Origin of the sequence: Serratia sp. JSRIV002 (genome assembly GCF_019968725.1) — a bacterium.
GTDB lineage: Bacteria > Pseudomonadota > Gammaproteobacteria > Enterobacterales > Enterobacteriaceae > Chania > Chania fonticola_B.
This window is the reverse complement of the sequence record NZ_CP074143.1, coordinates 3,113,597-3,132,250: the sequence shown is the minus strand read 5'-3', so window position 1 is coordinate 3,132,250 and position 18,654 is coordinate 3,113,597. Positions and strand designations below refer to the sequence as shown.

Annotated in this window: 16 protein-coding genes; 2 read left to right on the top strand and 14 right to left on the bottom strand. The window is 55.8% G+C overall.

Going from position 1 to position 18,654, the window contains the following annotated elements; genetic code table 11:
• Window positions 1-158 precede the first annotated feature (158 nt).
• Window positions 159-1,109: a DUF1471 family protein YdgH gene (gene ydgH / locus KGP26_RS14725; RefSeq protein ID WP_021177865.1), complete on the bottom strand. Its 951-nt coding sequence runs from the start codon at window positions 1,107-1,109 to the stop codon at window positions 159-161.
• Window positions 1,110-1,647: 538 nt separating this feature from the next.
• On the opposite strand from ydgH, the gene pntA reads away from it, so the two are divergent.
• The gene (pntA, locus tag KGP26_RS14720; protein WP_071683463.1) at window positions 1,648-3,174 is read left to right on the top strand and encodes a Re/Si-specific NAD(P)(+) transhydrogenase subunit alpha; all 1,527 of its coding nucleotides are present in this window, start codon (window positions 1,648-1,650) and stop codon (window positions 3,172-3,174) included.
• 12 nt (window positions 3,175-3,186) lie between these two features.
• Complete coding sequence (gene pntB, locus KGP26_RS14715) at window positions 3,187-4,578, top strand: Re/Si-specific NAD(P)(+) transhydrogenase subunit beta (RefSeq protein WP_021177867.1); 1,392 nt, start codon at window positions 3,187-3,189, stop codon at window positions 4,576-4,578.
• Between the two features lie 125 nt (window positions 4,579-4,703).
• On the opposite strand, the gene KGP26_RS14710 is transcribed toward pntB, so the two are convergent.
• From KGP26_RS14710 to KGP26_RS14650, 13 genes are all read right to left on the bottom strand, one after another.
• Entirely contained in the window at window positions 4,704-5,639 is a 936-nt protein-coding gene (locus KGP26_RS14710; protein ID WP_059199132.1) for an IS110 family transposase, read from the bottom strand.
• 531 nt (window positions 5,640-6,170) lie between these two features.
• Window positions 6,171-6,872, bottom strand: a complete 702-nt coding sequence (araD, locus tag KGP26_RS14705) for an L-ribulose-5-phosphate 4-epimerase (RefSeq protein WP_021806497.1) — start codon at window positions 6,870-6,872, stop codon at window positions 6,171-6,173.
• The gene (locus tag KGP26_RS14700) at window positions 6,866-7,726 is read right to left on the bottom strand and encodes an L-ribulose-5-phosphate 3-epimerase (RefSeq protein WP_059200901.1); all 861 of its coding nucleotides are present in this window, start codon (window positions 7,724-7,726) and stop codon (window positions 6,866-6,868) included. The genes araD and KGP26_RS14700 overlap by 7 nt, the downstream gene beginning before the upstream one ends.
• Before the next feature lies 1 nt (window position 7,727).
• Window positions 7,728-8,384, bottom strand: a complete 657-nt coding sequence (gene ulaD, locus KGP26_RS14695) for a 3-keto-L-gulonate-6-phosphate decarboxylase UlaD (RefSeq protein ID WP_059200900.1) — start codon at window positions 8,382-8,384, stop codon at window positions 7,728-7,730.
• The gene (locus tag KGP26_RS14690; RefSeq protein WP_223664174.1) at window positions 8,381-9,874 is read right to left on the bottom strand and encodes an FGGY-family carbohydrate kinase; all 1,494 of its coding nucleotides are present in this window, start codon (window positions 9,872-9,874) and stop codon (window positions 8,381-8,383) included. The genes ulaD and KGP26_RS14690 overlap by 4 nt, the downstream gene beginning before the upstream one ends.
• On the bottom strand, window positions 9,871-11,169 hold the full coding sequence (locus tag KGP26_RS14685; RefSeq protein ID WP_218519305.1) for an MFS transporter: 1,299 nt from the start codon (window positions 11,167-11,169) through the stop codon (window positions 9,871-9,873). Before KGP26_RS14685 ends, KGP26_RS14690 begins: the two co-directional genes overlap by 4 nt.
• 82 nt (window positions 11,170-11,251) lie before the next feature.
• Entirely contained in the window at window positions 11,252-12,244 is a 993-nt protein-coding gene (locus KGP26_RS14680) for a DUF4862 family protein (protein WP_223664173.1), read from the bottom strand.
• A 61-nt stretch (window positions 12,245-12,305) separates the two neighbouring features.
• Window positions 12,306-12,785 (bottom strand): YhcH/YjgK/YiaL family protein, encoded by a 480-nt coding sequence (locus KGP26_RS14675; protein WP_223664172.1) that lies wholly within the window; start codon window positions 12,783-12,785, stop codon window positions 12,306-12,308.
• A 10-nt stretch (window positions 12,786-12,795) separates the two neighbouring features.
• Complete coding sequence (gene yiaK, locus KGP26_RS14670) at window positions 12,796-13,794, bottom strand: 3-dehydro-L-gulonate 2-dehydrogenase (RefSeq protein ID WP_021806490.1); 999 nt, start codon at window positions 13,792-13,794, stop codon at window positions 12,796-12,798.
• Between the two features lie 256 nt (window positions 13,795-14,050).
• Complete coding sequence (locus KGP26_RS14665; protein ID WP_059200895.1) at window positions 14,051-14,899, bottom strand: SMP-30/gluconolactonase/LRE family protein; 849 nt, start codon at window positions 14,897-14,899, stop codon at window positions 14,051-14,053.
• 13 nt (window positions 14,900-14,912) lie between these two features.
• Window positions 14,913-16,013 (bottom strand): substrate-binding domain-containing protein, encoded by a 1,101-nt coding sequence (locus KGP26_RS14660; protein WP_021806488.1) that lies wholly within the window; start codon window positions 16,011-16,013, stop codon window positions 14,913-14,915.
• Between the two features lie 14 nt (window positions 16,014-16,027).
• Complete coding sequence (locus tag KGP26_RS14655; protein WP_218519308.1) at window positions 16,028-17,113, bottom strand: ABC transporter permease; 1,086 nt, start codon at window positions 17,111-17,113, stop codon at window positions 16,028-16,030.
• Window positions 17,103-18,644, bottom strand: a complete 1,542-nt coding sequence (locus KGP26_RS14650; RefSeq protein WP_037375957.1) for a sugar ABC transporter ATP-binding protein — start codon at window positions 18,642-18,644, stop codon at window positions 17,103-17,105. The genes KGP26_RS14655 and KGP26_RS14650 overlap by 11 nt, the downstream gene beginning before the upstream one ends.
• Between the last annotated feature and the right edge of the window lie 10 nt (window positions 18,645-18,654).

The window sequence follows — 18,654 nt, the reverse complement described above, 5'->3', positions numbered from 1 at the left end:
GCAAGGGCAGGTAATAGAGCTAAAAATTGGCGCAAATTCTAAGGGGAGATGCTTGCAGATGCAATGATTGGTTATGCGCAATGGATAAAAACTTATTCAGCAGCGGCATAAAAAAAGGCTGCACGGTGGCAGCCCTTCGATCAAGGTGACAGCGGGGATTATTTGAACAGATCGGCGCTGACGGTCAGGTTGCCGCCGCTCTTGTTCTGCCACTGGCGCGTCACATGGTAGTACTTGGCGCCTTTCTCTGCGGCACGTTTCGCCACTTCGGTAGAGACGTCGGTCATGCTGTTGAAGTGGCCGGTAAAGGTCACGGAATCAAACGGCACCATCTGCGCGGCGGTGACGTTATTCACTTCCTGAATTTTTGTGCCGTTCGGCAAGGTTACAGTGTAACGCTGGCCGGTAGAGGTCTGAGTTTCGAAGAAGCGGCCAACGTCGCGGGCTGGTGAGCCGGAAGAGGCAACGCCAGGGATCTCGACCTTGGCGGCTTCTGCACCACCAGCAGCCAACATGGCTTTACCGGCTTCAGAATCGGCAGGTACGGCATCCGGGCTCTGCACCACACGCTTCGGCGCATCGGCTTTATAGATGTAAGCGGTGATGAACTGGTTGCCGCCCTGGTTGGCATCCACCTGACGCACGATAAAGAACGAGGCAGCGCCTTTCTTCTGTGCGGCTTTGGAGATGGCGTCGTTGATGTCTGGCTGGCTGCGGTAGAAGCCGCTGACGGTGACGGTATCGTAAGGCTCAAGCAGGAAGGCTTCGTCTTTCGGCAGTTCTTTCACGCCGTTAATCACGCGGTATTTGGTCTCTTTGCTGACTTCTGGGGCATCTTTATGATAGACGTCTGCGGTGACGCGCCAGTTGCCGCCATTGTTGCTGTTGTTGATGTCCTGGATATAGAAGGCATCGGCCCCCATTTTATCTGCACGGCGGGATACGGCATCGGCAGCTTCGTTGATGGCAATAAAACGGCCGGTAATGGTGATGCGATCAAACGGCTTGATGGCCGCTGCTTTCTCAGGAGTTAACTCTTGCGCGGCATGCACAGACAGCGCAGTAAGTGATAACAAGGCTGATGCGATGATCGTGGTCTTCAGCTTCATAAAAAATCCTTTCGCCAAGCGCAGTAACGTTTATAACGTGCTGAACAGTTTAGGTGTAATTCAGCCGCAGATTATGCCATGTAACCTTGGCAGGTGTCTCAGCATTTTATGTGATGCGATGCGACAAAGCCGAGCCACACTAGATGAGCCACGTTGAGCCAACAGGTTATAAGTTTCAATAATAAAGCGTTTAATCTCATTAATGTTAATTATTCACAATTTTATAACTTTTATGCTCGCTGTCCCCGGCTGACAGGAAATGGCTTAGGGCGGGTTCTGCACAATAGTGCGTTGAAAAGGGCCTTCCGGGCAGTTTTTGCATCCAGATTTGAGATTTGTCATAGCCTTAGCTGCATTTTTATGTAAAAACTGACGGGTAAACGTAAGCAATTATGGATCATCGATCACATTTTCAGTAGGTTATAGGTGGCACCTTAATTTGCTGACAGGCAAGGCTGATAAAAAACTTGCCAGCCGGTGCTATCGCTATGGGTAACACGATAATAAACATCATCAGAACAGGTGAGAAGGGAACATTATGCGTATTGGTGTACCAAGAGAACGGTTGGCCAATGAAGCCCGAGTTGCAGCAACGCCGAAAACGGTAGAACAACTGCTGAAACTGGGCTTTACCGTCGCGATCGAAAGCGCGGCGGGAAAACTGGCAAGCTTTGAAGATGCAGCTTATCAAGCCGCAGGGGCGACAATTACCGATACAGCCGATGTGTGGCAATCGGATCTGATCCTGAAGGTTAACGCACCTCTTGAGGAAGAAATTGCGTTAATGCGTGAAGGCAGTACGTTAGTCAGCTTTATCTGGCCGGCACAAAACCCAGAATTGATGGCGAAGCTGGCGGCCCGCAACGTGACCGCTATGGCCATGGATTCCGTACCACGTATTTCACGTGCACAGTCCATGGATGCTCTGAGCTCAATGGCCAATATCGCCGGTTATCGCGCTATCGTTGAGGCGGCGCACGAATTCGGGCGTTTCTTCACCGGCCAGATCACCGCCGCCGGTAAAGTTCCCCCGGCCAAAGTGATGATCATTGGTGCTGGGGTTGCTGGCTTGGCCGCTATCGGTGCGGCTGGTAGCCTGGGGGCGATCGTTCGCGCCTTCGACACCCGCCCGGAAGTGAAAGAGCAAGTGCAGAGTATGGGCGCAGAATTCCTCGAGCTGGACTTTGAGGAAGAAGCAGGCAGCGGCGATGGCTATGCCAAAGTGATGTCTGAAGCCTTTATCAAAGCGGAAATGGCGCTGTTTGCCGCTCAGGCAGAGGAAGTAGACATTATCGTGACCACGGCGCTGATCCCTGGCCGCCCGGCACCAAAGCTTATTACCAAAGAGATGGTGGCTTCCATGAAGCCGGGCAGCGTGATTGTCGATCTGGCCGCGCAAACCGGTGGCAACTGTGAGCTGACCGTGGCCGATCAGGTGACCGTTACCGAAAACGGCGTGAAGATTATCGGTTATACCGATCTGCCAAGCCGCTTGCCGACGCAGTCCTCACAGCTATACGGCACCAACCTGGTGAACCTGCTGAAGCTGTTGTCGAAAGAGAAAAACGGCGAAATCAATATCGATTTCGAAGACACCGTGATCCGCGGCGTGACCGTAGTTCGCGATGGCGAAGTTACCTGGCCAGCACCGCCGATCCAGGTCTCCGCCCAGCCTAAGCAGGCTGCCGCCGCGCCAATCGAGAAAGTTGAAAAGAAACCAACCTCACCAATAGTGAAATACGGTCTGATCGCACTGGCGATCATCCTGTTCGGTTGGTTTGCCAATTCGGCACCGAAAGAATTCCTGTCTCACTTTACCGTGTTTGCGCTGGCCTGCGTGGTAGGTTACTACGTGGTCTGGAACGTCAGCCATGCATTGCATACCCCGTTGATGTCGGTCACTAACGCGATCTCAGGGATTATCGTGGTCGGTGCGTTGTTGCAGATTGGTCATGGCGGCTGGGTGAGTTTCCTCTCCTTTGTCGCGGTACTGATCGCCAGCATCAACATTTTTGGTGGATTCACCGTCACTCAGCGCATGCTGAAGATGTTCCGCAAAAACTAAGGGGTAGCAAAAATGTCTGGTGGATTAGTTACAGCTGCATACATTGTTGCCGCTATTCTGTTTATTTTCAGCCTGGCCGGTCTTTCGCGCCATGAAACGTCCAAGCAGGGTAACCTGTTCGGCGTGGCCGGGATGGCGATCGCGTTGATCGCCACCATCCTCGGGCCGGATTCCGGTAACGTGGGCTGGATCATTATCGCGATGATCATCGGTGGTTCCATTGGCGTGTATCTGGCCAAGAAGGTCGAAATGACCGAAATGCCAGAGCTGGTGGCGGTGCTGCACAGCTTTGTGGGTCTGGCTGCGGTGCTGGTCGGCTTCAACAGCTACCTGGATCACGGTACGGTGGCCATGGAACCGGTGATGGAAAATATCCATCTTACCGAAGTGTTCCTCGGCATCTTCATCGGTGCGGTGACCTTTACCGGTTCTATCGTGGCCTTTGGCAAACTGCGCGGCATCATCTCTTCCAAGCCGCTGATGCTGCCTAATCGTCACAAGCTGAACCTGGCTGCTCTGGTGGTTTCCTTCCTGCTGATGGTGCTGTTCGTGCGTACCAACAGCGTTGGTTGGGAAGTGTTCGCACTGCTGATCATGACCGTGATTGCTCTTGGCTTCGGCTGGCATCTGGTGGCGTCAATCGGTGGGGCAGACATGCCGGTGGTAGTGTCGATGCTGAACTCCTACTCCGGTTGGGCAGCAGCGGCGGCAGGCTTTATGCTGAGCAACGATCTGCTGATCGTAACCGGTGCGCTGGTCGGTTCTTCCGGTGCGATCCTGTCGTACATCATGTGTAAAGCGATGAACCGCTCGTTTATCAGCGTGATTGCCGGTGGTTTTGGTACCGATGGTTCCTCAACCGGCGACGCAGAAGAAATGGGCGAATACCGCGAAACCACGGCGGAAGAAGTGGCCGAACAGCTGCGTAACTCCACCTCGGTGATCATCACCCCAGGCTACGGCATGGCGGTGGCGCAGGCACAGTATCCGGTTGCGGAAATCACCGAGAAGCTGCGCGCGCGTGGCATCAAGGTGCGCTTTGGTATTCATCCGGTGGCGGGTCGTTTACCGGGCCACATGAACGTGCTGCTGGCGGAAGCCCGTGTGCCGTACGATGTGGTGCTGGAAATGGACGAGATCAACGATGACTTCCCGGACACCGATACCGTCCTGGTCATTGGTGCCAACGACACGGTGAACCCGGCGGCGTTGGAAGATCCGCGCAGCCCAATTGCTGGTATGCCGGTGCTGGAAGTGTGGAAAGCGCAAAACGTTATCGCGTTCAAACGCTCGATGAATACCGGCTATGCCGGTGTGCAGAACCCGCTGTTCTTTAAAGAGAACACCCAGATGCTGTTTGGCGATGCCAAGGCCAGCGTGGAAGCGATCCTGCGCGCGCTGTAATATCACTGTAGGAAAAACACAATGCCAGCCACTTCTCAGTGGCTGGCATTTTTTATCGAACTGACCCCTCACCCTAACCCTCTCCCACAGGGAGAGCAGCTGTGTTTAAAATCAACGGGTGATGATTAATTTGTCACCCATTTTTTATTATCCCGCAGCATCGCATTCAGGATGGTTAGCAGCTTTCTCACGCAGGCGGTCACCGCCACCTTGAACGGTTTTCCACGCCCTGTCAGGCGCTCGTAAAACTCCCGGATTGTCGGGTTGTACCGCACCGCTGACAAGGTCGCCATGTATAGCGCTGAACGCACCGCGCTTCGCCCTCCCCAGATACTTCGCTTCCCTTTCATTTTTCCACTGTCATGGGCATAGGGACACACGCCAACCAACGCGCTTATTTTGTGCCGATTCAGCCTCCCCAGCTCCGGCAACATCGCAAGAAGCACCGCCATCGTTGTCGGCCCGATACCTTTGACTTCCTCCAACAACGTCGCCTTTTCCCGCCACAGAGGCATCACTTTTATTTGCCTGTCGATATCGTCATCTGCATCCCGGATTTCAGCGGTCAGCCAGTCGATATGCCGCTTGATGCCCGCTGAGACCACCACGTCATCGCAGCTTTTATAGCGGTTTATCTCCATGGTCCTGTTATCGACCAGTTGGCGACGGCGGGTCACCATCCCGGCCAGACGCTGCGTCTGTTCATCCGGTGTGGGGCGGGCTTCGGGCTCCATTCTCCGGCCAAACTCGCAGATGATACGCGCATCATTCGGGTCGGTTTTGTACAGGGTCCCTAGCGCACGAGCGAAGTTTTTTACCTGGCGTGGATTGACCACGGCCACGGGTAACCCAGCCAACTCAAGCGTGGCGGCCAGCAACGAGTGATATCGGCCTGTCGCCTCCATCACGACAAGCTTGACGGTGATGGCAGAGAGCGAACTCAGCAACTGCTGATGGCCTTCCGGTGTGTTATCCAGATGCAGAAGCTGACGAGTTGGGTCGATGTATACGTCAAAAGTGTCTTTGGCAATGTCGATACCGACGGTTGCATGTTCAGTCATTTCAAGTCTCCCGGCCTTGTAAGATACGGGCTGGCTGATGCCGCCCTGGCAGCTGTTCGGGTTAACAGGAAAACTGACGCCACGCCATAAGCTCTCCCACGGGCTTGTTGTCCCAGAGGGGAATCGGGCTGTAGCGTCAGGTACAACTCGGTTAAAGTCTACCCGCCTTTGGGCGGGTAATTAAAGTACCTTAAACATACAAGGGGACCGATCGAGTTGGGCTGAAAGTGTAGTAACTCACTTTGAATGAGGACCGATCGAGTGTGTTTGAAATGGTAGTAACTCACTTTGAATGAGGACCGATCGAGTGTGTTTGAAATGGTAGTAACCCACTTTGAATGAGGACCGATCGAGTGTGTTTGAAATGGTATTAACCCACTTTGAATGAGGACCGATCGAGTGTGTTTGAAATGGTAGTCATTCACTTTGAAGGAGGAGCGATCGAGTTTGCTGAGATGACCTCTTTACTTCCAAAAGCGCAGGGGCTAACAGCTCCCTCTCCCTGTGGGAGAGGGTTGGGGTGAGGGGATGCTATTGGCCGTAATAGGCGTTCTTGCCGTGCTTGCGCAGGTAATGCTTATCCAACAGCACCTGCTGCATGTTGCCAATCCCCGGCGTCAACTGCCGCGAAAAAATCCCCATATAAGCAATTTCTTCCAGTACGACCGCGTTGTGCACTGCGTCATGCGCATCCTTACCCCAGGCAAACGGCCCATGGGCATTGACCAGCACCGCCGGAATGGCGCTTGGGCTGATGCCGCGCTGGCGGAAGGTTTCAATAATCACCTTGCCGGTATCCAGTTCATAATCGTGCTCGATCTCGTCTGCGGTCATCAACCGGGTGCAAGGGATCGCGCCGTAGAAATAGTCGGCATGAGTGGTCCCCCAGGCAGGGATATCCAACCCGGCCTGTGCCCAGATAGTGGCATGGCGTGAATGGGTATGCACGATGCCGCCGATGTCAGCAAACTCGCGGTACAGCGCCAAATGGGTAGCGGTATCTGAAGAAGGCTTCTTGTTACCCTCAACTCGTTGTCCATCGGCCAGATTGACTACCACCATATCCTCCACCTGCATATGCGCATATTCCACGCCGGAAGGCTTGATCACCACCAATCCGCGTTCACGATCAACGGCGCTGACGTTACCCCAGGTAAAGGTCACCAGCTTGTGGCGCGGGAGGTCGAGGTTGGCCTCCAAAACCTGCTGTTTGAGCTGTGGCAGAGTTAGCATGTCATTCCTCCTTGCTGCATTTGTTGTTCAATCCAACGGCGGGCTTGCACGATCTCGGCAACCGGTTCGTCGGCTTTTTCGGTCCACATCTCAATCAGGAAAGCGCCGCGATAGTTGAGCTGCTTCAGCGTACGGAACAGGGCGACAAAATCCACACAGCCTTCACCGAATGGCACATCGCGGAACTGACCCGGTGACGTCTCAGTGACCGGGAAGGTGTCTTTGAGGTGAATGGCAGCGATGCGGTCAATGCCGAGCTGCAATTCTTGCGCGACGTCGTTACCCCAGGCGCTAAGGTTGCCAACGTCTGGATATACCGTGAACCAAGGGGAAGCCAGTAGGGAGTCCCAGCTTTTCCACTTGCTGATGGAACTCATGAATTCGGTATCCATAATTTCGACCGCCAGCATCACCTGTGCGGCAGCGGCACGTTCCACCGCCCATTGCATACCCTCGGTAAAGCGGGCGAGGGTTCCTTCATCCCGCTGCTCGTAATACACGTCATAACCCGCCAACTGAATGGTGCGAATGCCAACGTCTTTGGCCAGTTGGATCGCCTGTTCCATGATCAGATAAGCCTGCTGCCGCGTGGCCTCGTCATGGCTGCCGAACGGGAAACGGCGATGGCCAGAAAGGCACATCGAGGGAATGCTGATGCCGGTTTCCAACATGGCGCTGACCAGCGAAAGACGCTGCTCTTTGCTCCAGCTCAGACGTGCCAGCCGTTCATCACTTTCATCGATCGACATCTCGACAAAATCAAAGCCGCAGGCCTTGGCCAATGCCAGCCGCTCTGGCCAGCTCAGGTGTTTCGGCAGCGCTTTTTCGTAAATTCCCAACGGATGCTGGCGCATATCAAGATCTCCAAATGTCATCAATGGCGGTATGAAACTGACGTGCGGCCACCACCGGATCGGCAGCCTCGGCCAGCGCACGCCCGGCAATAAACGCCGTCACGGCGATGTCTTTAAACAGCGGCAAATCGGCCGGGACGATCCCGCCGGTAACCGAAAGCTCAATCCCCAGATCGGACAGCGCCTTCATGGTGTCCAGATCCTGTTGACCCCAGGTTTGCCCGCTGGCCTGAGCATCGCGGCCACGATGGTAAATCGCCTGTTTGATACCCAGATCGCGCCAGGCTTTGGCATCTTCCAGCGTCCAGCGGCCAAACAGTTCGATCTGGATTTCGCCCCGGTAGCGCTCGGCCACCTCCAGCGCGCTAGCCATGGTGGCTAGGGGAGCTGCACATATCACGGTCATCCAGTCGGCGCCCTGCGAAAAAGCCTGTTCGGCCAGAGTTGCTCCGGCATCGGCCACCTTCAGATCGGCGACCAGCGTATGTTGCGGGCAACGTTCACGCAGGGCGCCCACTGCCTGGATCCCGGCGCTGATGCATAAAATGGTGCCTGCCTCGATGATGTCGACGTACGGATGCAGATGGTCGACCGTTTGCAGAGCGGCATCCAGCCGGGTGTGATCGAGCGCCAGTTGCAGGCGCGGTTTGATGGTCATACAGCCTCCTTGAAATTGCCGTGTTGCAACGTTTGTAGCGTGGCAACCAGCGCCTGATAACGTTGGTACTTACGGTGGTAAGCATGCTGGACGGTGGGATCTGGCAGAACGGTTTCGATGCGTGGAGCCAATGCCCGCTGCGCGGCGGCAAAGTCGCTAAAAGCGCCGGTTCCCACCATGGCGGCCATCGCCGCGCCCAGACAGCCGGTTTCTTCCACCTGCGGCAGCTCGACCGGTAAGCCGCTGACGTCGGCAAACATTTGCATCCAGGGGGCCGATTTAGCTGGCCCCCCGGTGACGCGCAGTGCCTTGGTCTGGGGGAAACGTTGCCGCATACGGTTCAGGTGGGTCATATGGCAGAACACCACGCCCTCGAAAATCGCCTGGACCAGATGTTCGCGCTGATGGAAGGCCTGGATGCCGTAGAAGCTGGCACTCAATCCCAGCCCGGCGTTGGAACCATAAAGGAAGGGGGCAAACAGCAACTGGCTGCCAGCCTTGGGCAGGTCTGCCACCCAGCGGTTGAGTTGCGCGTAGTCGTGCAAGCCCCATTGCTGGCAAAACCACTCCAGATTGGCAGCGGAGGTAGGGCTGGCTTCGTGGACGATGTATTTGCCTTGCTCAGCGTGGCGGCCATAAACGAACGGATAGCCGGAGTCGGAAGCGATCGTTGCGGTTATCCCACTGGTGACCGACCAGGTGCCCATCACCGCGTTGAGTCGGGTTTCATCCTGCAACCCGGCACAGAGTGCGGTGGATACCACGTCAAACAAACCGCCCACCACCGGGGTGCCGATTGGCAAGCCGGTGAGTGCTGCGGCTTCAGCACTAACGCGCCCGGCGACCTCGGCAGAACCGACAATTGGCCGTAGGGCTGTCACGATCTCGTCGATGCCAAGCAACTGTGCCAGTGCCGGGTCATAACAGCCGCGCTCCATCTGATACAGGTTGGATTCGGAGATATTGGTTTCTTCACCGGCCAGTTCACCCGTCAGGCAATAGCGCAGATAATCATGTGCCATCAGCACGCTGCCGATCTGGACGTAGCGCTCGGGTTGATGCTGCTTGATCCAGCGCAGCAACGAAACCGGATGGCCGGTCCATAGCGTCTGGCGAGTCTGCTCGTACAGCGCTTGCGGCATGCCCGCTTGTTGCCAGGCCATCACCTGTGCCAGTGCCCGCTGATCGGAAGACAGAATGGCGTTACCCAGCGGTTTTCCCTGTTTATCCAACAGGAACACGCCTTTGCCCTGGGCCGAAATCCCCAGCCCGTGAACGGCTGCCGCGGCGACATCGTTATGTTCCAACACCTCGCGGATCACGCTGGCGGCGGTTTGCCATAGTGCGGGCATATCCCGTTCCGCCCAGCCAGGCTGTGGGGCGACGATCGCCAAATTACGGCGAGCAATGCCCAGTTCTTTACCTTCGGCGTTATACAATCCGGCCTTGATAAAGGTGCCGCCGCAATCGAGCCCGAGCCAGTATTTCATTGCTCGCTCCCGGCGACCTGGTCGCACCTGTTTGGCAACATCAGCGCCAGCATTGCGGCGATCGCCAGTGAGGCTGCCAGGCTATAAACACCAACGTCCTTGTTGAACAGAGTGATCAGCACGCCGACCATATAGGGGCCGCAGAAACCGCCAAGATTGCCCAAGGCATTGATCACACCGCGTGCGCCACCGGCCACTTCAGCGTTGAATAATTTGGGGGGAATAGTCCAGAACACGCCTGCGGCCGCCTGAATAAACACGCCGCAACCGACTAACGCGGCATAAGACCACCAGATGTGATCTTTCAGCAGTACGGAAAGCGCCATGCAAATAGCAAAGCAGGCCAGCGGCAGGGCAACGAACACTTTGCGTTTACCGGTGCGATCGGACAAGGTGGAAACGATCAGCATGCCGAAAATGGCGCCAATGTAGGGCAGCACGGCAAGCCAGCCCACCTGTTCCATATTGCCGTTGGTCAGGCCCTTCAGAATGGTGGGCAGCCACAGGGTGTAGCCGTAGATCCCGGTTTGGTAGAAGAAGTTAACCAGGATCAGTTGCCACATGATCCGGTCGCCCAGCACGCGCCGCAGCGAAGCATTGCGCACCGTTTTGCCTTTGATCAGCAACTGTTCGTCATGCAGGGTTTTGATCAGGTAGTCTTTTTCAGCCTGTGAGATCCACTTGGCTTCCTGTGGGCGGTTGCTGATGGTGAAACACCATAACGCCATCACCACCAGTGATAGACCACCTTCTACCAGGAACAGCATGCGCCAGTCCCAGGCGGTGATGATCCAGCCGGATAGCGGGGCGGTGAGGATACCGGCGATCGGCACGAACATGATCACGATGGCATTGGCGCGGCCACGTTCCTTGTCCGGGAACCAGTTGCTGATCATGGTCAGCACTACCGGTAGCATACCGCCTTCTGAAACACCCAGGGCAAAGCGCAGGAACAGCAGTTGGTATTGATTGGTCACCAAACCGGTCAGCACCGAGATCACCGCCCAGGCCAGCAGCGACCAGCCAATAAACTTTTTGCCGTTACCGTTAACCGCCAGCTTGCCGCCGGGCACTTGCAGGAACAGATAACCGATGAAGAAGATGCCGCCCGCCAAGCCGGCCATGGAGGCGGTGATCCCCAATTCGGCGTCCATGCCGCCAGGCATGGCGAAGGCGATATTAACGCGGTCCATATAAGAAATAATGCAGGTAATCAGAATAGGCGGCACAATTCTCAGCCAGCGTAATTTGGGTATGGCCTGACTTTGGCTAACAGCAACAGAAGCAGTATTCATGTTATTGATACCTTCGCATAAGTAGGGTGCTCGGAATAAATCCGTATTATTGTTTACCGTTTCATAGGTATTATTTGATGTTCTATCTTATTGGTGTTGTGATTAGGCCACTGCTTAACGCCAGGGCGTTGATACCATCCTTGATAATAGCGATCCTTTGTTCGACACTCTCTTGTGCCGAGGTGGACAGTAATTTGATACCTGCATAGTTTAATTCTGCCAGCGGAGCCTGATTAAATAATTGCCGAGCACTGTCCAGCGTCATTAATGATTCATGGCAAACATAATGGCTCCCATCGAATGGGGCAAAGGGCGCATGCGTATCCTCCCATTCGCCATAAGCACCGTGGCTGGCGGTGCCGGAGAACATCAGGGCGCTTAATAACCCTGCCTGTTGACACTGTTTCACCTGTTGTAAAGGCAGGAGGTCATTATGCCCCTCAATAGCAGAGCGGCCCCAGTTGATGGCCAGGGTTAGCGTATCGCCAAAGTGGCGGTTAATCGCCTGTGCCGCGATGATCTCATCTTCCAGCGTCAGGAAACCTTTGTGTGGCATGGGCCCGGTCAGCGCATCGCAGTGCTCAATCACCAAATCGCATTCCCAGTGCCAACCGGCAATGTCTTCCAACGAGGCAATGAAGGCCTGCCGCGCCGCGGCACTGTCTTTTTCCTGCCGGTTGGGGGCCGATTGAAGCTCCAGGGCTACCACCTGTTGGCGACCGGCGCGATCGTTGGTGCGCTTAACTTTGTCATGTATTGAACGGATATAATCCACCGCTGCCTGGCGCTCCTCCTCATTACGGGCGGCGAGGCCAAAATCCCGCCCGCTGCCGCGTCGTTGCATGGTCCCCATTACTGCTGTAAGCACCAGTTGCCAGTGGCTGGGGATCTGCTTAAGCAAGAAATCGTCACCATAAGGATGCAGTTCGTCCAGGCAAGGCTGCTCCAGCCCACGGATCAGCGGCAGTTCAGTCAGCCGGTCCCAGAATTGAACTTCCTTCTCACGTTCGAGCTGATGAAATGAAGGGGCGCAAGGATAAGCACCAATAATAAAGCCCGGCGTTGTGTTTTCCATATTTTTCACCTGATATTATCGCAATCAATGAAACGGCTAAATTCACGTTATGAGATAGTCTTTAATTCATCGTGCTGGAAAGTAATGTTATCGGTATTTTCACTACCACCTTTCTGATATCGCAGGACGTTTGATTAATACAGGCAGGGCGATGGACATCCTGCGGATAAAATACCGCAAAATTACCGGGCTGCATGGTTAACCAGGATTCGTCTTCTACGTCCTGATAGAAAATAATGTCACGCTGCGCTAATAATTCCTGATGAATAACGTTATTTCCTCTGTCTGCTGCAACGCCTATTAATTCAGTGCCGCTTACCAGGAACTGCACGTCGATATTTTTACGGTGTACTTCAGGGCGCAACTCATCTTTATGTTGCGTGTGAAGATCCAGCACCTGCACTACATAACCGGTTTGCGGATCCTCATAACGCCCGGCAGACAGAATGGTAAAGTCGGTGTTCTGCAAATAGGCCACGGCTTTGGCAATCGCCGGGGGGTAGTGTTCTGCTGTCGTATGGGCAATATGGCCGAAGATCATAAACAGCTCCTTAAAGTGCCTGAATGCGGGCCCAGACGCGGTCATCTACCGGGATGCCTTCGCGTTGATTTTCGGCGCGGACGTGCGGGAAGCGGTGGCCTGGCAAGCGAATGGCGACTTCTGGGTTATCACGCTCGGCGCTGGTAACGTAATCCATTATGCGCTGCAGCTTTTCATCACGGGTTTTGCCGTCGATCAGGCGGTCGATCTCAATGGCGATAAACACCTGCGAAATGCCGTATTCATCACGGTTATCTTCGGTAACTTCTGCAACTGATGAACCGCCAGAGAGCAGGGTAGCGATCATATCCAGCACTATCGACAGCGCAGACCCCTTCCAATAGCCCATTGGCAAGATACGCCGATTTTCCTCAATGGTGGCCGGATCGCGCGTCAGGTTGCCGTCGTTATCGAATCCGCCGTCTACCGCCAGTTTTTTGCCCGCCAGGCGATTCATTTCCAGCGCGCCGTAGGAGAACATCGACATCGACATATCTACCATGGTGATCGGGTTACTTGGCACGGCGACGATCAACGGGTTAGTGCCGATACGGCACTCTTTAGCCCCCCAAGGCGGCATGACGGCGATCGAGTTAGTCCAGCAAATGCCGATATAGCCTTGTTCTGCAGCTTGCCAACCGTAACCTCCGCCACGCATCCAGTGGTTGGCATTACGCAACGCCACCAGGCCAATTCCGTGTTGATCCGCCAATAGCATGGCACGATCCATCATCTTGCGGGCGGTGAGGTTGCCAATGCCCTGATGGGCATCCCACTGTTCGATGGCGCCTAACGACAGTAGCTTGCTCGGTTCGGCGTCAGGCACGATATCACCTGCGTCCAACTGCTGAATGAAACGTGGGAAGCGGTTGACCCCGTGGGAATAGACGCCGCTTTCGGTGGTATCCGCAAACAGAGTAGCACACTCATCTGCCGTGGTTTCCGCCACTCCCCGTGCCAGCAACACGCGTTTGAATTGCTGTTTTAACTCGGTATAGCTCACTCTCATACTGCTTCTCCCTTATAGTGAACTGCGTGTTTTGTGTTCTTTTAATTTCAATATGCGAAATTGCATTTCAAATAAATGCTATACCCCTGTCGGGATGAAGTCAAAGCCGGAGTGAAGTAAATTTTTATTGAAAAACAGTCAGTTAAATTAACCTGGTGATTATGTGATCGGCAACACAGTTTGAGGGTGCTGACGTGCTACAGACGTGACAAAGCAGGGAGAGGCGAACTCCCCCTGCGTGATGACCAGCCCATGATTACCCGTGGGTATTCAGGACAATGCGGTACAGCGATGTGGTGGCGGTAATGTAGAGCTCATTGCCTTCCGGCCCGCCGAAGGTACAGTTGGAAACGCACTCCGGCACCGGGATTTTGCCAATTTGTTCCCCTTGAGGATTAAAGATAATCACGCCATCGGCACAGCTGCAAAACAGATTACCGGCGCTATCCAGGCAGAAGCCGTCCGGGATCCCCGGTGCGACCTGGGCAAAATGCCTGCCAGCCTTCAACTCCCGTCCTTCCACCTGATACACCCGCAGTTCGCGACGTCCAAGAGTAGGGAAGTCAATAATCGACATATCCGCCACGTACAGCAGGCTTTCATCCGGAGAGAAGGCCAGGCCGTTGGGCCGCTGCAGATCGCTGGCGGCAATGTTCAGCGAGCCATCACGGGGATCGAAGCAATACAGATAGCAGCCGATCACCTGGCTTTCGGACTTGTAGCCCTCTTCATCGCCGATGATGCCGTACGGCGGATCGGTAAACCATAATGTGCCGTCGGAGCGCACCACGATGTCGTTTGGTGAGTTGAAGCGCTTACCATCCACCCGGTCGACCAGCAGTTGGACACTGCCGTCGTGCTCGGTGCGGCTGATACCCCGTCGCCCATGTTCACAGCTGATGACACGCCCCTCGGCATCACGGGCGTTACCGTTGGCATAGTTGGATGCCGCTCGCCATACGCTGAGCTCGCCATTGCGGGCCCAGCGGAACATGCGGTTGCCTTTCACATCGCTGAATACCACCGCATCCTGCTGTGGTAGCCATACCGGGCCTTCGGCCCAAACGGCGGGGGAACACAAACGTTCCAGTCGTTGTTCGATCATCTCAGCCTCCTGATTACTTCACACCCCAAATCGTTTTGTAATGCCCCTGATAGTCATTTTGTGGGTCATACATGTTATTTGGGCCACCGTCATTGGCGATATTCTCGCGGGTGACCAGATGGGCCGGAGTCACGTAACCGGAAGGTGCCTGCTTGGCGAAGGCACGGTTAAACTCATCCAGCAACTGCCAGCCGTGCAGTTTCAGCGGCTCGGGCACGGTGGCCGACTGGCTGTCACCGGAACGAATGCGTTGATAGGCAGAAATAGAGCCGTCACCGGCCGAGATATTAAACGGCGCATTGCTGCCGCCTTTACCGGCAGTTTTCAGCGCCGGAGCCATAAAATCGAAATACAAATCGTTGATTGCCAGCGCGTACTGGAACTTGTCACCGTATTTCTGCAACAGGCTGAAGGTCATGGCTGGCATGCGGCTGGCGGTATCTGCCAGCGGGGTGTCGATAAATTCCACCAGTTTACAGCCGCTGCATTTGGCCACTTCTTCTTTCATCACGTTGGCCTTGTCCAGCGCGATTTGGTACAGCGAATCGGTAAAGATCAGCACGCTGGCCTGCCCACCGGATTTCACGACCGCGTACTGTGCGGCGATGCGTGCTACCTCATTGGAATCGGAAGTGACGTTATAAAACACATCGTATTTGGCGATGGGGCCGGGCTCCGGCACCGCGTGCCAGGCCGTCAGAACGATCCCCTGAGCCACCGCCTTTTTCAGCGGGATTTTAGCCACGTTGGGGTTCCAGCCGCCGATCACGATCCCGTCCGGCTTTTGGGCAATGGCCTGATTCAGCGACGACAGTTGGTCTTTCACCGAACCACCGCCGTCCAGCGTTTCCAACTGCCAGCCCGCCACCTTGGCTGCTTCGCTCAGCCCTTGTTGCACTCCTTGCACGCCGCCGTTCTTCATGTCAGAGGCAATAAAGATGATTTTCTTGTTCGCCTGCAGCTGCGGCCCGCTGGTAGGGCCATCCCATTGTGTACTGCTGGCAGTGGCTTTGGCTACCGCCGCCGTGGCCTGATCGAGATAGGCATCTGCCCAGGCCGGTGAGGTGGCCAACAGCAGAGTGGTGATCCCGGGCAAAATCCAACAATGTTTCATGGCTGTGCTCCTGATTAAGGATTGATCGCATTTTGGTTGTTGTTGTCGGCAGATGCCGCCTGACTGCGTTGTACTGCTTTCTGATTGAGTAACCGACGGCGTTGGGCATAGCCCGCCAGCGTGATGGACAGCAGCAGCGTCGCGCCGTTGAACAGCGGTTCGACCCAGAACTCCCCACCAAACTGCTGGATCCCCGCGATGCCGATCGCCAGAATGGCAATGCCGACCACGGTGCCCCAGACGTTCACTCGGCCTGGACGAATGGTGGTACTGCCGAGAAATGCCCCCACCAAGGCGGGTAACAGGTAATCCATCCCGACGCTGGCCTGGCCCACCCCCTGTTCAGCAGCGATCAGCACGCCGCTAAAACCGGTGAGCACGCTCGAGGCGATAAAGGCGCCAATGGTGAAGCGATTGACCGAAATACCGTTGAGCCGCGCCGCAGCCGGATTGCCGCCTACCGCATACATGCACCGGCCCAGCGGGGTATGTTCGGTGATCAGCCACAGGATGACGGCGACGATCAGCACGTAGAAGGCCACAATCGGGATCCCGGCGATTTCGGTGTGATGCAGGGCGATAAAGGCGTCGGGTAGGTCGCCGACAATCTGCCGCCCGCCGGAGTGCCATAGCGCCAGCGCATACAGCACGGTGCCTGAACCCAGGGTGGCCACGAAGCTGTCGATATCCGCCAGCGCTACCAGGATGCCGTTAAGCAGGCCGTACAGCGCGGAAATGACCAGCACGGTCAGCACCGCCATCTGCCAGGAGAAGCCATATTCCACCTGTAAGGTGATCGCCAGAATGTGCCACAGTACGATACCGAAACCGACGTTCAGGTCGATCTTGCCGACGATCATCGGAATGGTGGCCGCCAGCGCCAGCAGGGCGATCTTGGCCTTGCTGGAGAGGATCGCCTGTACCGTCAGCATCGAGGCGAACGACGGCGTGGTGAGCGAGAAGACGATCACCAACGCAATACACAGCAGCAGCAGGCCATAACGGGTAATGATTTGCATCAGCCATGGGCCAACGCCGTCCTGTCCCAGGCTGACGCGCTGTTCCAGCGCCGTTGATTTGACGGACGTTTTATTCGACATGGTATTCCTCCACAACGGCTTCCCCAGCGCTGGCAGAGGCCAGCTCCAATAAATTGGCGAACGAGACTTGTTGGTTCTTCAATTCGCCCACCACTTTCCCCCGGTTAAACACCAGGGCGCGGTTACAGATATGCGCGATCTCTTCAAAATCGTTGGAGATCACCAATACCGCCACGCCGGCTGCCAGGGATTTATTTAACAGATGATAGATTTCGGCGCGGGCGCCCACGTCAACCCCGGCAGTAGGGTCTTCCAGGATCAGCAACGGTGCCGCAAGATGCATCCAGCGGGCCATCACCACTTTTTGCTGATTGCCGCCGGACAGGGCGCTGATATCGATATTGACGTCCTTTGGCCGCACGTCGAACAGCTGCACCTTCCACCAACTGGCACCGATTTCGGCTCGGCGGCTATAGCGCGAGAACAGCTTATGGCCGCTGGCGCAGGGGTTGATAAACAGGTTTTCCCGTACGCTCATCGACATCACCAGGCTTTCGCCGGTGCGATCGCCAGCGACAAGCGACACTCCACAGGCCATAGCCTGCTGCGGCGTGGTGGCTGAGTAAGGTTTATCGCGAAACTGGATTTCTCCGCTGTCCCGTTGGCGCAGGCCAAACAGCAGGCGGCCAATCTCCTCCTGGCCAGCGCCGCGTAGCCCGGCAAGAGCGAGCATTTCACCCGGCTGCAATTCAAAGCTGACCGGGCCGATATCCCCGACGGTGATGTTATGCAGTTGCAATACCGGCGGCTGGTGCTGCGGCAGCGGTTCACGCTGATCTTCCGCCATCGCTTCACCCACGATCATCTGCACCAGATCGCGCAGGGAATAATCGGCGGTATTGCCCCCGGCAACGTAGCGCCCGTCACGCATCACGCAAACCCGATCGGCAATTTCAATCACTTCATCCAGGCGATGGGTGACGTAAATCATGCCGACCTTTTTGGCACGCAGCCGGTTGATCACCGCAAACAGGTGGCGTACGTCGTTGGCGGGTAGGGAAGCGGTAGGTTCATCCAGCACCAGCAGTTCGGCATTCACCGCCACCGCCCTGGCAATGGCCAGCAATGACTTTTCCGTGCGGGAAAGCTCAAATACACGTGCGTCTGGGTCCAGGGCAATCCCCACATCCTGCAAGGCTTCCAGCGCACGGCGGCGAATGGCTCGCCAGTCGATCAGCCCGAAACGGCGGGGAAACCCCATCACCAGCGCCATGTTCTCCGCTACCGTCATCCATTCAATCAGGCCCAGATCCTGATGGATAAAGGCAATCGGCTGGCGGCTATCACTTTTAATCGCCGCCGCCGAGGCAATGCTGTTACCTTGAAAGTGGATATCGCCGCCATCGCGGGGATACACTCCAGCCAGGACTTTGATCAACGTGGATTTACCCGCGCCGTTTTCCCCTAGCAGCGCCAGCACTTCGCCGGGCATCACCTGCAGGCTGACGTCGTTAACCGCGATGTTGCCGCCAAAACGCTTGACGATATGGCTGAGCGTAAGAATGGGTTGATCCGCATTGCCTTGAGTCATGTGATGCGCC

Excerpts from the sequence above, each read along its gene's own strand:
- KGP26_RS14655 (WP_218519308.1), bottom strand. The coding sequence starts at position 17,113 with ATGTCGAATAAAACGTCCGTCAAATCAACGGCGCTGGAACAGCGCGTC.
- KGP26_RS14660 (WP_021806488.1), bottom strand. The coding sequence starts at position 16,013 with ATGAAACATTGTTGGATTTTGCCCGGGATCACCACTCTGCTGTTGGCC.
- KGP26_RS14710 (WP_059199132.1), bottom strand. The coding sequence starts at position 5,639 with ATGACTGAACATGCAACCGTCGGTATCGACATTGCCAAAGACACTTTT.
- ulaD (WP_059200900.1), bottom strand. The coding sequence starts at position 8,384 with ATGACCATCAAACCGCGCCTGCAACTGGCGCTCGATCACACCCGGCTG.
- KGP26_RS14665 (WP_059200895.1), bottom strand. The coding sequence starts at position 14,899 with ATGATCGAACAACGACTGGAACGTTTGTGTTCCCCCGCCGTTTGGGCC.
- KGP26_RS14690 (WP_223664174.1), bottom strand. The coding sequence starts at position 9,874 with ATGAAATACTGGCTCGGGCTCGATTGCGGCGGCACCTTTATCAAGGCC.
- araD (WP_021806497.1), bottom strand. The coding sequence starts at position 6,872 with ATGCTAACTCTGCCACAGCTCAAACAGCAGGTTTTGGAGGCCAACCTC.
- pntB (WP_021177867.1), top strand. The coding sequence starts at position 3,187 with ATGTCTGGTGGATTAGTTACAGCTGCATACATTGTTGCCGCTATTCTG.
- pntA (WP_071683463.1), top strand. The coding sequence starts at position 1,648 with ATGCGTATTGGTGTACCAAGAGAACGGTTGGCCAATGAAGCCCGAGTT.
- KGP26_RS14700 (WP_059200901.1), bottom strand. The coding sequence starts at position 7,726 with ATGCGCCAGCATCCGTTGGGAATTTACGAAAAAGCGCTGCCGAAACAC.
- ydgH (WP_021177865.1), bottom strand. The coding sequence starts at position 1,109 with ATGAAGCTGAAGACCACGATCATCGCATCAGCCTTGTTATCACTTACT.
- KGP26_RS14650 (WP_037375957.1), bottom strand. The coding sequence starts at position 18,644 with ATGACTCAAGGCAATGCGGATCAACCCATTCTTACGCTCAGCCATATC.
- KGP26_RS14685 (WP_218519305.1), bottom strand. The coding sequence starts at position 11,169 with ATGAATACTGCTTCTGTTGCTGTTAGCCAAAGTCAGGCCATACCCAAA.
- KGP26_RS14675 (WP_223664172.1), bottom strand. The coding sequence starts at position 12,785 with ATGATCTTCGGCCATATTGCCCATACGACAGCAGAACACTACCCCCCG.
- KGP26_RS14680 (WP_223664173.1), bottom strand. The coding sequence starts at position 12,244 with ATGGAAAACACAACGCCGGGCTTTATTATTGGTGCTTATCCTTGCGCC.
- yiaK (WP_021806490.1), bottom strand. The coding sequence starts at position 13,794 with ATGAGAGTGAGCTATACCGAGTTAAAACAGCAATTCAAACGCGTGTTG.